The sequence below is a fragment of the Hydrogenovibrio sp. genome (assembly GCF_965140365.1).
Lineage (GTDB): Bacteria > Pseudomonadota > Gammaproteobacteria > Thiomicrospirales > Thiomicrospiraceae > Hydrogenovibrio.
In genome coordinates this window covers 1,272,581-1,287,691 of sequence record NZ_OZ223196.1, presented here as the reverse complement: position 1 = coordinate 1,287,691, position 15,111 = coordinate 1,272,581, and the positions used below count along the sequence as shown (strand labels likewise).

The window sequence follows — 15,111 nt, the reverse complement described above, 5'->3', positions numbered from 1 at the left end:
TGATTAGGGCACCTTACCCGTATTGTGGAGAAACACAACTATGTTAAACACGGATTACACCATTACCATTATTGAAGACGATCCGCTTCAGTTAGAAAACCTGGAAACCGCTTTGACTGAACAAGGCTTTCAAGTCAAAGCGTTTACCGAGCGTAAACCGGCCGAGGCTAGTTTCGATGAAGCCCTGCCAGACCTGGTAATTTCCGACATTATCCTCGGCAATGAGATTGACGGCGGCTTTGAATTGGCCAAACATCTGTTATCTTATGAGCGGGCCATTCCGGTGATCTTTTTGTCGGAACGCCAGTCTGAGTTCGACATCTACACCGGCCACGCCCTCGGCGCGATTGACTATTTGCCCAAACCAATCAGCTTGAGTGTTTTGACGGCGAAGGTCAAAAACCTTTTACGCATCACCGGCACGGCACCGACACCGGACAAGGCCGAAAAATCGATTATCGATGGTTTACGGTTGGCCAATGAAGAGTTTAAAGCTTACTGGAAAGACAACGCGCTGGATTTAACCGCCACCGAATTTGAAATGCTGAAGCAGTTCGCTTTGACCGGAGAGCGTGGCGTGGTCACCTACGATACCTTGCAGGAATCAACGCAAGGTGTTGTGGAGCGTAATACCATTAATACCCATATTTGTCGTATTCGATCGGCCTTCAAAAAAATCGACCCGACATTCAATATGATTCACAATGAATATGGGCGCGGCTACAGCTGGTATGAAAAATAGCCAGGCCTGGCCGTTTTGGAGAGAGCGGATGACGGATTGATATGCAAAACAAGCCCCCTTTTCAACTGCGTCTCTCCATTCGAACAAGGTTTTTTATCTTATTGTTATTATTAACAATATTGCCTTTCTTGGCGTATAAGTTTGCGGTGGATCTACACCGTTTATTGTTGAAAAACCAAGCCATTATTCAACAGCAGACGGTCGTAAACCTCTCCTACATCTTGGAGAACCGAACCGACCTTTGGGCGCTGCAAATACAAGCCGGCAACCCCACCAGCCAATTGGCGCATTTAAACCTCGAAAAATCCGTACTGTGGATTGTGAACGAATTTGGCCAAGCCACTTATGTGGTGGGACGCTTACCCAACTACGACGAAAATGCGCAAAAAAACCGTGACCCCTTCAGTTTATTGGGGCACTTTTTAATCAAAACGTTTTCAACCATTATTCCATACACTCTGCCCTATCCGTATCCGCAGAGTAAAACCCCTGAAATCGCGTTAATCCGCCAGGCCATCAATGGCCGAACCTTTCAGCAATATCGAATGAATCGCGATAACCAACCGATCTCTTTAATGTCGGCCACGCCGTTGCGTTTGCAGAACAAAATCATCGGAGCCGCCGTACTAGAGCAGACAATGGACAGTTTGTTATCGGATTCATTGAACTATTTCTACCGCTTAATCGGCATCGGTGGCGTGGTGTTTTTATTAGTGATCTTCGGCGCGATTTTTTATACCGCATCGCTTTCGAACCGCATTGTCCGTTTGGACAAGGACGTCAGCAATACCTTTGACACCTACGGCAAAGTGAATCAACTGTCATTTCCGGATACCCGTATCCGCGGTTACCACGACGAACTGTCCGATCTGCGACACCATATTTACGAAATGCTCACCCAGCTATCATCTTATGAACGCTATCTAAAACAGTTACCCCGAACTTTGCGCCATGAAATCCATAACCCGCTAAACCGTTTATCGATGTCGCTATCACTGTTGGAAAAGGATGTGGAACACAAACAGGTTCATTATTCGAAACATGCTTTAGAGCAGCTTAAGCAAATCATTGCTTCGTTATCGGAGGCCTCCAGTATTGAAGACAGTTTGCATTCGCAGACACCGGAAGCGTTTGATATTGGTGAAATGCTCCAACATTATCTCGACAGTATTCGCGAAACCAACGATGCCAGCGAAATTGAAGTCGATTACCGTCTGAACCACAACACCCTACTGCTGGGGGATGGCTTTATGATTGAGCAGATGATGGATAAACTCATCAGTAACGCCAAAGACTTTAATGACCATCAAGCACCCATTCGAATCAGCGCTCATCAAAGCGATAAAGACATTATTATCTCGGTGCAGAATTCCGGTCCGGCTTTACCAAACGGCTATGAAAAACAAATTTTCGACGGCATGATGTCGATTCGGGAAGTCAATGCAGACAATCAGACTCATCTAGGCTTAGGCTTGTTCATTGTTAAACTGATTACCGATTTTCACAAAGGCAATGTCGAAGCCAGTAATCTCTACGATGTCGATGGCCAACCTTACGGCGTGGAGTTTCGATTGGAATTGCCGGTTTACAAAGCATAGACCGGCCGTTGAAAAAAAGGTTTATCGAATAGACTTGTTAATGGACTTTAAAACCGCCACAGGATCATCGGCTTGCGTAATCGGTCGCCCCACCACCAAATAGCTGGAGCCCGCCTCGATGGCTTGAGATGGCGTCATAATTCGACGCTGATCATCATTGGCACTGTCAGCCGGGCGAATTCCCGGCGTGACCAAACAGAAATCGTCTCCCAGTTCACTGCGAATGGCGCTCGCTTCCTGTGCCGAACAAACCACACCATCCAAACCGGACGATTTGGCCAGGCCTGCCAAGCGCAATACATTTTCTTTCGGTGTGCCTTGTAAGCCGATTTCCGTCAAATCCGACTGTTCCATACTGGTCAGCACAGTGACGCCAATCAATAGCGGCGGCTGTTCACATTGCATGATCGCTTCTTTGGCCGCTTCCATCATACGGCGCCCACCCAAGGCATGCACATTCAACATCCAGACACCTAAATCAGCGGCCGCTTTACAAGCCATAGCCACAGTATTGGGAATGTCATGGTATTTTAAATCCAAAAAGACATCGAAGCCTTTTCCAACCAGCGCTTTAACCAATTGTGGTCCACCGATGGCAAACAACTCTTTTCCTACTTTCAGGCGACACAAACTCGGTTCCAGTTGTTCAACGAACGCAAGTGCCATGGATTCTTTCGGAAAGTCCAACGCGACCACCACTTTAGGGTCGGAAGAAATGATATCTGTCATAAATTACTCTTAAATCAAAATAACGTAAAAGGTCAGGCGGGATTTTTTTGTTCAAGTTCTGGAAGTCACTTCAAGAGATGGTGCTATATCCGTACTTTCCGGGTGTTTTTTCTGCAAATCGAGAATGTCCTTTTTCAAACGAATGATTTCATCCATTTGTTTTTTATTGTTTTTTTCGGATCGTCTCAGTTCCCACTTTAACTTAATTAACTGTGAAAAAGCATAGAAACCAGCCAGCAACATCCCCACAACCACGGCAATGGCCAATAATAACGAAAGCGGTATTTCAATTTGCGTCCAGAAAACATCGAACGGGACAATGGCCGGGTTAAGCACCCCTAAAATCAATCCGGCGGACAGGAATAACAGCGTGATAATCAATGAAAGAATTCGAGACATAAAAAAAGGCCACAATATTTTTTCAATATTGTAACCTTTTCATAATTGAGTTGAAATGATTAACCGATAATATCGGTAAAATCCTTTGACTCATCCACACGATCTCGCAAGGATTTACCTGGCTTGAAGTGTGGCACACGTTTTGCAGTTAACTGGACTTTCTCTCCCGTCTTCGGGTTTCGGCCCATGCGTGCTTTTCGGTGATGAAGACTGAAACTTCCAAAGCCACGAATTTCAATTCTGTCGCCTTCTGATAAAGTGTCTATCATCGAGTCTAAGATTTGGTTGATCGCCAGTTCCACATCCTTTTGACTAAACTGAGTCTGCTTTCGGGCTATCAATTCAATTAATTCTGACTTCGTCATTGTAATTTGTCTCTTTCTTCATTCATTAGAAATGAATCGTTGTCCGGCCGGCGTACACAGACGCACAACCGGATTCAAAAAGGTCGACTCAGGCGCAAAGCGCCCGAACCTTACAACAATTACTCTTCAGAAGAAAGTTGACCTTTTAGCAAGTCACCCAGCGTATTTTGGGCTTGTGGTTGGTTTGCAGAATAGTCTTTGACAGCGTTTGCTTCTTCTTGAGCCGCTTTCGCTTTAACCGACAACGAAACATTGCGGTTCTTACGATCCACATTGGTAATTTTCGCTTCTACGGAATCACCGACTTTCAAGACAGAGCTGGCATCACGCGTATCTTCTTCCAGTTCGGAAGCACGAAGGTAACCTTCCACTTCTTCGGCTAGGTCAATGACCGCACCTTTTTCATCAACAGACTTAACCGTACCGTTTACGATGCTATTCTTGCCGTTTTCAGCCACAAACTCGCCGAATGGGTCTTGCTCAAGTTGCTTCAAGCCAAGAGAGATACGTTCACGATCTGGGTCAATCGACAGGATAACCGTTTCAAGCTCATCGCCTTTCTTGAATTCACGAACCGCTTCTTCACCAGACTGAGACCAAGAAATGTCGGTCAAATGAACCAAACCATCGATGTTGCCTTCCAAGCCGATGAAGATACCGAAATCGGTAATGGACTTGATGCTACCGGTGATTTTGTCGCCTTTCGCATGGGTGGCCGAGAAAGCTTCCCAAGGGTTAACTGTACACTGCTTGATGGACAAGGAGATACGACGACGTTCTTGGTCGACATCCAAAATCTTAACTTTAACTTCTTCACCTAGGTGAACCACTTTCGATGGGTGGATGTTACGGTTTGTCCAATCCAGTTCAGACGTGTGAACCAAACCTTCGATACCATCTTCGATTTCAATAAAGGCACCGTAATCGGTAATATTGGCCACTTTCCCCATGATTTCAGAACCAATTGGGTAACGTGCAACCATATCGGTCCATGGATCTTCTTGTAGCTGTTTCATGCCCAGAGAGACACGGTTCTTCTCACGGTCGAACTTCAAGACCTTCACTTCAATCTCATCACCGACTTGGATGACTTCGGAAGGATGGTTAACACGACGCCAAGCCATGTCCGTGATGTGCAATAGACCGTCAATACCGCCTAGGTCGATGAACGCACCGTAGTCAGTTAGGTTTTTAACGATACCGTTCAATACAGAACCTTCTTCCATATTGGCCAGAAGCGCTTCACGCTCAACAGAGTTTTCAGCTTCAATAACGGCACGACGAGAAACGACAACGTTGTTACGTTTACGGTCAAGCTTGACCAGTTTCAATTCAACTTCTTTACCTTCCAAGAAGCCGAAGTCGCGAATTGGGCGGACATCCACAAGTGAACCTGGAAGGAATCCTCGAACACCTTCAACATCAACTGTAAGACCACCTTTAACTTTACCAGTAACCGTACCGGTAACGGTTTCGCTATCTTCAAGAGCCGCTTCCAAACGATCCCAAGTCTTAGCGCGTTTCGCTTTTTCACGAGAAAGACGTGTTTCACCGAAACCGTCTTCCAAAGTCTCAAGATAGACTTCAACGTCATCCCCGACAGCCACTTCCAGCTCACCGCTGGCATCTTCAAATTGGCTCTTAGGAATCGCTGACTCAGATTTCATACCTGCGTCAACCAAAACGGTTTCTTTATCGATACCAACAACTTTACCGATAATCAAAGAACCGGTTTGGAATTTGTCTTCTTGCAAAGACTGCTCAAATAATTCAGCGAAAGATAATTCACTCATGGATAATTTACCAAATTTTCATAGCCGTTCACTTCTTTCATATTGGGGTTTCCAGAAAGTTAACGGGTCCGTTATTAATATTGCCGACATCCCAACAAGTCAGCAAATCGTCAAAAAACAAAATCCCCATTCGTCAACCGAACGAGGATTTCAATAAAATCTTTTAATTCAATAAGTTAATGCAATAAATACAAACTTACTTGATTAACCCATGTTTCCATAATTGATCCATCGCCAATTTGCAGACGTCTTCAATGCTTAAATCGGTTGTATCGATTTCCAACGCATCGTCTGCCGGAACCAATGGAGAGGTCTTCCGAGTGCGGTCGCGCTCGTCTCTTTCCATAATGTCTTGAGTTATTTGGCGAATATTAACATCAACCCCTTGATTTTTCAACTGTTTAACGCGCCTTTTTGCTCTTTCTTCCGCCGAAGCCGTTAAAAACAACTTAACCGGTGCATCGGGAAAGACCACTGTGCCCATATCCCGGCCATCGGCAATCAGGCCAGGCGCTTGTGCATAGTCTTTTTGACGCTTCAGTAACGCGGTACGCACTTCTGGAATCGCGGCGACTTTAGACGCAGTGGCCGCGACTTCTTCCGTGCGCACTTTAGAGGTGATGTCTTCGTCTTGGTACAGAATACTGGTTTCAACAAACGTCACCGGCAGATTTTCGGCCAATTTGACCAGGCCTGATAAGTCGTCCAGTGCCAAGTTCGCTTTCAAAACACCGTAAGCTAAGCTACGGTAAATAGCTCCGCTGTCCAGCAGATGAAATCCGGTTTTGCAGCAGAGATATTGTGCCAGCGTGCCTTTCCCGACGCCGCTTGGCCCATCGATGGTGACAATCGCGTTTGTGGTTTCCATGTTTAAGCCTCCTCGGCCATGACGTGCATGCCGACCTGATTAATCAATTCAATAAAGGATGGGAAGGATGTATTCACATTCGCGCAGTCATCTACCACCACCTCATCGACAGCTCGTAATCCCGCAACCGTCGCCGCCATCGAAATACGGTGGTCGTGATGGCTCAAAATGGCCGCGGACTGCGGTGATTGTGCCCCTCCTTCGATAATCATGCCGTCCTCGGTTGGCGTCGCTTGAATGCCAAGTGCCGTTAAAGCATCCGCCATCACTTGAATGCGATCGGATTCCTTAACGCGTAACTCTTCAGCCCCAGTTAAGACGGTACGCCCTTCTGCGGCAGAAGCCGCGACAAACAAAACCGGAAACTCATCAATGGCCAAGGGTACGAGATGCGGAGGAATTTCGATCCCTTTCAATTTTGACGAACGGATTCGGATATCCGCCACCGGTTCGCCACCGACCGTCGCTTCATTTTCCAGCGTAATATCGGCGCCCATCAGTTTCAGAATATCCAATACACCGGTACGGGTTGGATTGATGCCAACATGCTCGATAACCAAGTCGGCTTCTTCGGCAATCGCCGCCGCCACCATAAAAAACGCGGCGGAGGAAATATCGGACGGCACGTCAATATCGGAAGCGGTTAAGGTTTTCCCGCCCGTTAACGACACGCGTGTTCGCATATCGTCCAGTTTTTCGGACTGCACATCGTAACCGAAACCTCGCAACATGCGTTCGGTATGGTCTCGGGTGGGTGCCGGTTCTTCAACCGAGGTTTGCCCTTCTGCATACAACCCGGCCAGCAGAACACAGGATTTGACCTGCGCGCTTGCCATCGGCAATACATAATCAATCGCCTTCAACGGACCGCCGCGTTTGATTTTCAGCGGCGGTGTCCCGCCGGCTTCCGTTTCAATTTCCGCGCCCATTGTTGCAAGTGGATCGGTTACCCGCTTCATAGGGCGTTTGGACAAAGACGCATCTCCTACCAGTTCACACTCAAAATCTTGACCGGCCAAAATCCCGGCCATCAAACGCATGGCTGTTCCGGAGTTCCCCATATCCAACGGGTGAGTCGGTGCTTTCAAACCTTTCAGGCCTACGCCGTGTACCGTCACGCGGCCATTATCCGGCCCTTCGATCTCAACTCCCATCGCCTGAAATGCTTTCAAGGTCGCTAAACTGTCCTCACCTTCCAAAAAACCGCTAATATGGGTGGTGCCATCTGCAATGGCGCCAAGCATAATACTGCGGTGAGAAACCGACTTGTCGCCCGGAACACGGATACGACCTTGAATCTTTCCGCCCGGACGGACTTTGAACTGGATGTTTTTTGACATAATCAATTTCCTAAGGTTACGAGAAGCGCCACTATGGCTTAAAACCATTTGCGTCTCGAGCCATCTTAATGTTTATTTTGAGCGCTATTCGGTTTAACGATGTGTTCGTCTCGTGCCTGTTTGGCTTGCGCAAAATAATCGTGAATGCCTTGACCGTCACCGGATCTGACTAAGTCGGTCAAGGCTTGAATTTCGGCTTGATAATGATTTAACCATTTGACGATGGCGTCACGATTGGTCAAGGCGATGTCTCGCCACATCACCGCGTCGCTGGATGCAATGCGGGTAAAATCCCGAAAACCACCGGCCGTATACTGAAACACATTGCCCAATTCTTCATGTTCATTCAGTAGGTTGACCAATCCAAACGCTAACAAGTGTGGCAAATGGCTGGTGGCGGCAAACACCTCGTCATGAAATTCCGGTGTCATTTCCGATACACACGCACCTGTCGCCTGCCATAGTTCGGTTAATTTCACCAAAGCGGTTTTATCGGTCTCCGCCGTCGGGGTCAAAATAACACGATGATCGACAAACAAGTTTTCACAGGCCGCTTCAACGCCGCTTTTTTCTTTTCCGGCAATCGGATGGCCGGCCACAAAGTATTTCGGAATCTGTCCAAACGCGGCTTCAACCGCTTTCAATACCGATGTTTTTGCACTGCCGACATCGGTCACAATCGTGTTCTCCGTTAAGTGAGGTGCCATCGCTTTTAAAACGGATTCCATAGCGCCCAACGGCACCGCCAACACGACCAAATCGGCGTTTTGAACCGCCTTTTCCAACGACAGGGAATAATCGTCGATTACACCCAATTGTTGTGCTTTTTGCAGGTTTTCTTCGCGCGAGCCATAGCCCATCACGGTTTTGACCAGGCCTGCTTTTTTCAGGGCCTTAGCCAAAGAACCGCCGATAAGCCCTACGCCAATAATCGTGATTTTATTCCATTGTTTCATTTCGTATTTATCCATTGTCGCCCAGCGTGCCAGGCTTACCCGGCCGAACGATTTAAAATCTTACGCAAAGCGTCCATGAAGTGACTGTTTTCTTTTTGAAGGCCGATCGACACCCGCAGGAACTCAGCAAAAGGCCCTTGTTTGGCCACCGGGCGGACAATAACACCCTCTTTCAGCAACGCTTGGTTGAAGCTCGCCGCCTGCTCACCCAATCGAACACAGATAAAGTTACCTTGCGAAGGAATATATTCCAAACTCATATCCTCGAAAAAACGAGTCAGGCTCGTCATGCCTTGTTGATTGAGCGTCACCGTTTTTTTGACAAAGGCCTGATCGGTCAAAGCGGTTTGCGCGGCCACCTGCGCCAGATGGTTGATATTAAAGGGCTCACGAATACGGTTAATGTAACCGATGATTTCCGGATGTCCGACCATATAACCCACGCGTAAGGCGGCTAAACCGTAAGCTTTGGAAAAGGTACGCGAGACCAGCAGATTTGGGTAATCGTTTAAATAATCCAAACCGTCTGCATAGTCTGGATCGGTGACGTATTCGGTGTAAGCTTCATCCAGCACGACGATGACATTTTGCGGCACTTTCTGAATGAAATCTTCCCATTCGGTTTTGCCAAAAAAAGTTCCCGTCGGGTTATTCGGGTTGGCCAAATAAATCAGTTTGGTTCGCTCGGTAATCGCTTCGGCCATCGCCGCCAAATCATGCCCCCAGTCTTTTGCGGGGACTTCAACACCTGTGGCTCCGACCACCTGGGCGCTGATGGCGTACACCGCAAATCCGTATTGCGAATAAACGATTTCATCGCCCGGCCCGGCAAATGCTCGAGCCGCGATTTCCAACAACTCGTTGGAACCATTCCCCAAGGCAATTTGCGAAACGTCGCGCTGCAAAAAATCCGCCAACGCGTGCTTCAGGTAATAGTTATTGCCATCCGGGTAGCGCCCAAGGTTCATCAATTCCGATTGAATCGCTTTCACCACTTTCGGACTGCTGCCCAGCGGGTTTTCGTTGGAGGCCAGTTTGGAAATGCGGAAGAGGTTGTGTTCACGTTGCAATTCAGAAATTGGCTTACCAGGCTGGTAAACCTCAATACTGTTAACGTGTGATAGGACCTGATCGGAAAACAAAGGAGTATTGGGCATATCGTAATCGCTTCAAACTAGTTCAACGGGGACACGGGGAAAGACCCCAGAATTTTACAGAAGCTGGTTTTTTGCTGAACCTCTTGAATCGCTTCCGCCAGATTAGCGTCCTTTTGATGACCGTCGACATCGATGAAAAATAAATAATCCCATTTGGTTTCGGGCGACGGAATCGACACAATACGCGTCATACTGATATTGCGAGAGGCAAAACTTGACAAGACCCCCAATAAAGAACCTGCCTTGTTTGGCATGGCCAACACCATAGCGGTTTTATCTTCGCCGCTGGGCTCGGTCGTTTCGGAACCGATGACCCAGAACTTGGTCGTATTATCCTTGCGGTCTTCGATATGCGTTTCCAGTACGTTTAAAGAATACAGCTGCGCCGCCGCTTCCGACGCAATCGCGCCTAAACTCGCATCCTGCTGCGCTATTTGTGCCGCCAAGGCATTGGATTCCACCGGCTCCAGCACGATGCGCGGTGCATTGTTTTTCAACCACTCTTCACATTGGCCAAGCGCTTGAGGATGGGCAACAATCTTTTCAATGCCGTCCAACGAATTCTGTTGTGACAACAGGCCGTGATGGATTTCCAGCCCCACTTCTCCCGAAACTTTCAAAGGCGTGGTCACCAGCTCATTTTGAGTTTGTTTCACCACCCCTTCGGTGGAATTTTCCACCGGAACCAAGCCATAATTAGCCTCGCCTTTTTCAACGGCTTCAAACACTTCTTCAATCGACGAAACCGCCAGCGGGTGTACCGAAGAACCGAACTGCTTGATGACACCGGCGTGCGTAAAGCTCCCTTCCGGCCCTAAGTAGGCCACTTTGATCGGTTGCTCCAATGCCAGACAGACCGACATGATTTCTCGAAACAAACGCGCCATTTCATTATCGGAAATCAAGCTTTTATTGCGTTCTTTAACGGCTCTTAAGACCTGTGCTTCCCGCTCGGGACGGTAAAAAACCGCCTCGACCTGACCGCCTTTGGTTTTAATATCCGCCACTTTTTGTGCGCAATCGGCACGACGGGCAATCAACGTCTGAATCTCAGCGTCGATTTGATCGATCTCTAGTCGGATCTTATTCAATTGTTGTTTTTCGGTTTCGTCAATCATACAGTCTTGTCGTTTTACTCAGGGCTGGCCATCATCAGGCGTATTTCGCTTCGAAGTTTTTCATAAATTGAACCAATGCATCCACACCTTCTTCCGGCATGGCGTTATAGATGCTGGCGCGCATGCCGCCATAGGCTTTATGACCTTTCAAACTCAACAGACCGGCCGCTTTCGATTCTTCCAAGAAGGCCGCATCCAAATCGGTATTTTTCAACTTAAAGGTCACGTTCATCCAAGAGCGTACCGATGGATCCACTTCGTTGTAGAAGAAGTCCGACGCATCAATCAAGTCGTACAGTTTTTTCGATTTACGCTGATTGATTTCGCCCATGGCTTCAACCCCGCCCTGCTCTTTAATCCAATCAAACACCAATCCGGCTAAATACCAAGAGAAGGTCGCGGGAGTATTGAACATCGAACCGTTGTCATTGTAGGTTTTCCAGTTCATTAGGTTTGGCGTATCGGATCGTGCGTGACCGATCAAGTCCTCGCGTACCACAACAATCGCCAGGCCTGCCGGACCGATGTTTTTTTGCGCACCGGCATAGATGACACCGTAATCGGAAACATTGATTGGGCGGGAAAGTACGGTGGATGAGAAGTCGGAAATAATGGGTTTGTCGCTGAGGGGCGCAGACTGATATTCTACACCGGTGATGGTTTCGTTTTGGCAGATGTGCAAATACTTGGCTTCAGGTGACAAACGCCATGTTTCCGGTGATGGAATGGTGTTTTCGGCCTTCGCCACTTCGTTCACATTGACATAACGGGCGGCTTCTTTAATCGCTTTTTGTGACCAGACACCGGTATTGACGTAATCCACCACATCATCGGCTTCCGTCAAATTCATCGGCACACCGGCAAACTGCAAAGAAGCGCCGCCGTGCAAAAACAGCACCTTATAATTGTTTGGAATCCCCATGATCTCACGCAAAGTGGCTTCCATGTGGTGGGCGACTTCCATGAATTCCTTGCTGCGGTGACTCATTTCCATCACCGACATACCGGTATTATTCCAATTTAAAAATTCCGCCTGCGCCTTGCGCATAACAGCTTCCGGCAACATGGCAGGGCCGGCACTAAAATTAAATGCTCTCATTGTGTCTCTTTATTTCTTGAACTAGGAATTCGGGCCTGAGAAACAGGCCCTTATTTGAACGTTATTCCGTTGCGGAGTCCTCTTCCGATTCCGGCGCTGCATTCTCGATGGAAACGCTATCCGCTTCGTCGATGGCTTCCAGCAACGCTTCATCCTGAACGTCAACCACAGCCAAACCGACCACGACTTCGCCTTTGCCGACGTTAATCAGCTTCACGCCTTGAGTATTTCGCCCCACAACGGAGATTTCGGAAACGCGCGTACGAACCAAAGTCCCTTTATTGGTGATCAACACCACTTCCTGTTCCGGCGTGACCGCCACGGATGAAACCACGTTACCGTTTCGATCCGACGTTTTAATGGAAATGACCCCTTGTCCGCCACGGTTAATGGTGGAGTAATCGTCCACCGGTGTGCATTTACCGTAACCGTGCTCGGTCGCGGTCAAAATCAGGGTGTCTTTACGGGCCACCTGCATACTGATAATCGACATCTCGTCTTTCAGTTTCATACCGCGTACACCGCGTGCCTGACGCCCCATGACACGAACATCATTTTCGTCGAAACGAATGGCTTTGCCGATATTGCTGAACAGCATAATGTCCTGCTCGCCGTCGGTAATCGCCGTGCCGACCAGTTCGTCGTCATCCAATAAATCGACGGCAATGATACCGTTCGCTCTTGGGCGTGAAAAATCGGCCAGCGCCACACGTTTCACCGTCGATTTTTTGGTCGCCATAAAGACATAATAGCCCTCGGAGAATTCACTTACCGGTAAAACAGAAGTAATGTATTCGCCATCTTCCAATGGCAACACATTCACAATCGGCTTGCCTTTGGAACCACGACTGGCCAACGGTAACTGCCAGGTTTTCTGCCAGTAAAGTTTGCCACGGTTGGAGAAGCACAGCAGCATATCATGCGTGCTGGCCACCAGAATTTTACCGACCTGGTCATCTTCTTTCATCTGAGTAGCGGATTTACCGCGACCCCCGCGACGTTGCGCCTGATAATCGGACAACGGCTGTGTTTTGATGTAACCGTCTTGCGATAAAGTGACAATGCGGTCTTCCACCGCAATCAAGTCCTCGGCATCGATTTCCTGATACGAATGGTCAATTTCGGTACGACGTTCGTCACCGAAATTTTCAACCACTTCCAGCAATTCCTCTCGCACCACTTCGGTCAAACGATCCGGGTTGCGAAGGATTTCTAGGAACTCGGCGATTTTTTCGATCAATTCGCGGTATTCGTTTAGAATTTTGTCTTGCTCGAGGCCTGTCAGGCGATGCAAACGCATTTCCAGAATCGCTTGCGCCTGAGCCGGTGACAACTTATAGATATCGCCTTCCGCCCCAAAGCCGGCCGGTAAATCTTCTGGACGGACATCGTCCATTTCGACACGATCCAGTAGTTGACCGACATTCCCTATTGGCCAGTCGCGTTCCAGCATACGCTCTTTCGCAACCGACGGACTTGGCGACGACTTAATCAATTCGATCATTTCGTCGATATTGTTCAACGCCAACGCCAAGCCCTCTAAAATATGAGCTTTTTCACGCGCTTTGCGCAGATCGAAAATTGTACGACGCGTTACCACTTCACGACGGTGACGAATAAAGGCTTCCAGCACATCTTTCAGGTTTAGCAACTTCGGCTGACCGTCCATCAAGGCCACCATATTGATACCGAAGACGGTTTGCAATGCGGTTTGCTTGTACAAATTATTGATGAGTACTTCCGGCACTTCACCACGGCGCACTTCAATCACAATACGCATCCCATCCTTATCGGACTCGTCACGTAACGCGGTAATACCATCAATCTTTTTCTCTTTGACCAACTCGGCAATGCGTTCAATCAACTTCGCTTTGTTAACCTGATACGGAATCTCATGGACGATAATCGATGCTTTACCGCTCTTGTCGGTTTCCACACTGGTTTTAGCACGCATTTGTACGCGGCCGCGGCCGGTTTCATAAGCTTCGCGAATCCCTTTGGTGCCGTTGATAATGCCATAGGTCGGAAAGTCCGGCCCAGGCAGATATTCCATCAAGCCTGAAATATCCAATTCTGGGTTATCGATCAACGCCACACAGGCATTGATGGTTTCATTCAGATTGTGCGGCGGAATATTGGTCGCCATCCCCACGGCAATCCCGGAAGAACCGTTGACCAGCAAATTCGGTACCCGCGTTGGCAAAACGTCTGGCTCAGATTCAGAACCGTCGTAGTTTGGCGTGAAGTTAACGGTTTCCTTTTCCAGGTCCGCCAGCAATTCATGTGCAATTTTTGCCATCCGGACTTCGGTGTAACGCATCGCCGCCGGCGCGTCCCCGTCGATCGAACCGAAATTCCCCTGCCCGTCCACCAGCATATAGCGTAGTGAAAACGGTTGCGCCATACGGACGATGGTGTCGTAAACCGCTGTATCACCGTGCGGGTGATATTTACCAATCACGTCACCGACGATACGTGCCGATTTTTTGTAAGGCTTGTTCCAGGCGTTTCCGAGTTCGTTCATCGCATAAAGCACACGACGGTGAACCGGCTTCAAACCGTCTCGAACATCCGGCAAGGCTCGCCCAACAATAACGCTCATCGCATAGCTGAGATAAGATTGTTTCATCTCATCTTCTAATGAGATCGGAAGAATTTCTCTTGCAAAATCTGACATAGAATCACAGTTTTCTTTTTAGTTGACATTAACTAAGCATTATAACCCAAAAACAGGCCTTTCCACTAGGTTTTATACGTCCTGGAGACAAATGAAGCACCTTGAGCCCTTTCCGGCCATTTATCAGGGTTTTCACGATGTTTTAAGGTTGGCTTTATCGAAGGATTTAAATTTTCAATCACGTAAACCCCGTCTCGGATTAAGTCACATAAAAACTCAAGTAGTTGCTATAATCACGGGCAATTTTCCAATCATCAGAACGCTTTGAGG

At 48.1% G+C, this 15,111-nt stretch carries 13 protein-coding genes; 2 read left to right on the top strand and 11 right to left on the bottom strand.

Features of this window, described 5'->3' with window-relative positions:
* Positions 1-40: 40 nt before the first annotated feature.
* Positions 41-742: a response regulator transcription factor gene (locus tag AC0KH7_RS06130; RefSeq protein WP_472371662.1), complete on the top strand. Its 702-nt coding sequence runs from the start codon at positions 41-43 to the stop codon at positions 740-742.
* A 101-nt stretch (positions 743-843) separates the two neighbouring features.
* Complete coding sequence (locus tag AC0KH7_RS06125) at positions 844-2,340, top strand: ATP-binding protein (protein WP_472371660.1); 1,497 nt, start codon at positions 844-846, stop codon at positions 2,338-2,340.
* A gap of 21 nt (positions 2,341-2,361) precedes the next feature.
* On the opposite strand, the gene pyrF is transcribed toward AC0KH7_RS06125, so the two are convergent.
* From pyrF to gyrA, 11 genes are all read right to left on the bottom strand, one after another.
* Positions 2,362-3,069 (bottom strand): orotidine-5'-phosphate decarboxylase, encoded by a 708-nt coding sequence (gene pyrF / locus AC0KH7_RS06120; protein ID WP_472371658.1) that lies wholly within the window; start codon positions 3,067-3,069, stop codon positions 2,362-2,364.
* A 51-nt stretch (positions 3,070-3,120) separates the two neighbouring features.
* Positions 3,121-3,468, bottom strand: coding sequence for a LapA family protein (locus AC0KH7_RS06115; RefSeq protein WP_472371656.1), 348 nt, complete (start codon positions 3,466-3,468; stop codon positions 3,121-3,123).
* 59 nt (positions 3,469-3,527) lie between these two features.
* Complete coding sequence (locus tag AC0KH7_RS06110) at positions 3,528-3,833, bottom strand: integration host factor subunit beta (RefSeq protein ID WP_029938106.1); 306 nt, start codon at positions 3,831-3,833, stop codon at positions 3,528-3,530.
* 119 nt (positions 3,834-3,952) lie between these two features.
* Positions 3,953-5,626 (bottom strand): 30S ribosomal protein S1, encoded by a 1,674-nt coding sequence (rpsA, locus tag AC0KH7_RS06105; protein WP_472371654.1) that lies wholly within the window; start codon positions 5,624-5,626, stop codon positions 3,953-3,955.
* Positions 5,627-5,822: 196 nt separating this feature from the next.
* Entirely contained in the window at positions 5,823-6,494 is a 672-nt protein-coding gene (cmk, locus tag AC0KH7_RS06100; protein WP_472371652.1) for a (d)CMP kinase, read from the bottom strand.
* Between the two features lie 2 nt (positions 6,495-6,496).
* Complete coding sequence (gene aroA / locus AC0KH7_RS06095; RefSeq protein ID WP_472371650.1) at positions 6,497-7,834, bottom strand: 3-phosphoshikimate 1-carboxyvinyltransferase; 1,338 nt, start codon at positions 7,832-7,834, stop codon at positions 6,497-6,499.
* Between the two features lie 65 nt (positions 7,835-7,899).
* Positions 7,900-8,790 carry a prephenate dehydrogenase gene (locus AC0KH7_RS06090; protein WP_472371648.1) on the bottom strand — a complete coding sequence of 297 codons (891 nt, stop codon included), beginning with the start codon at positions 8,788-8,790 and terminating at the stop codon, positions 7,900-7,902.
* Positions 8,791-8,825: 35 nt separating this feature from the next.
* A complete protein-coding gene (gene hisC, locus AC0KH7_RS06085; protein WP_472371646.1) occupies positions 8,826-9,947 on the bottom strand; it encodes a histidinol-phosphate transaminase in 1,122 nt (373 codons plus the stop codon).
* A 17-nt stretch (positions 9,948-9,964) separates the two neighbouring features.
* The gene (gene pheA / locus AC0KH7_RS06080; RefSeq protein WP_472371644.1) at positions 9,965-11,065 is read right to left on the bottom strand and encodes a prephenate dehydratase; all 1,101 of its coding nucleotides are present in this window, start codon (positions 11,063-11,065) and stop codon (positions 9,965-9,967) included.
* A gap of 34 nt (positions 11,066-11,099) precedes the next feature.
* Positions 11,100-12,164, bottom strand: coding sequence for a 3-phosphoserine/phosphohydroxythreonine transaminase (serC, locus tag AC0KH7_RS06075; RefSeq protein ID WP_472371642.1), 1,065 nt, complete (start codon positions 12,162-12,164; stop codon positions 11,100-11,102).
* Positions 12,165-12,225: 61 nt separating this feature from the next.
* Positions 12,226-14,841, bottom strand: a complete 2,616-nt coding sequence (gene gyrA / locus AC0KH7_RS06070; RefSeq protein ID WP_472371640.1) for a DNA gyrase subunit A — start codon at positions 14,839-14,841, stop codon at positions 12,226-12,228.
* Positions 14,842-15,111 lie beyond the last annotated feature (270 nt).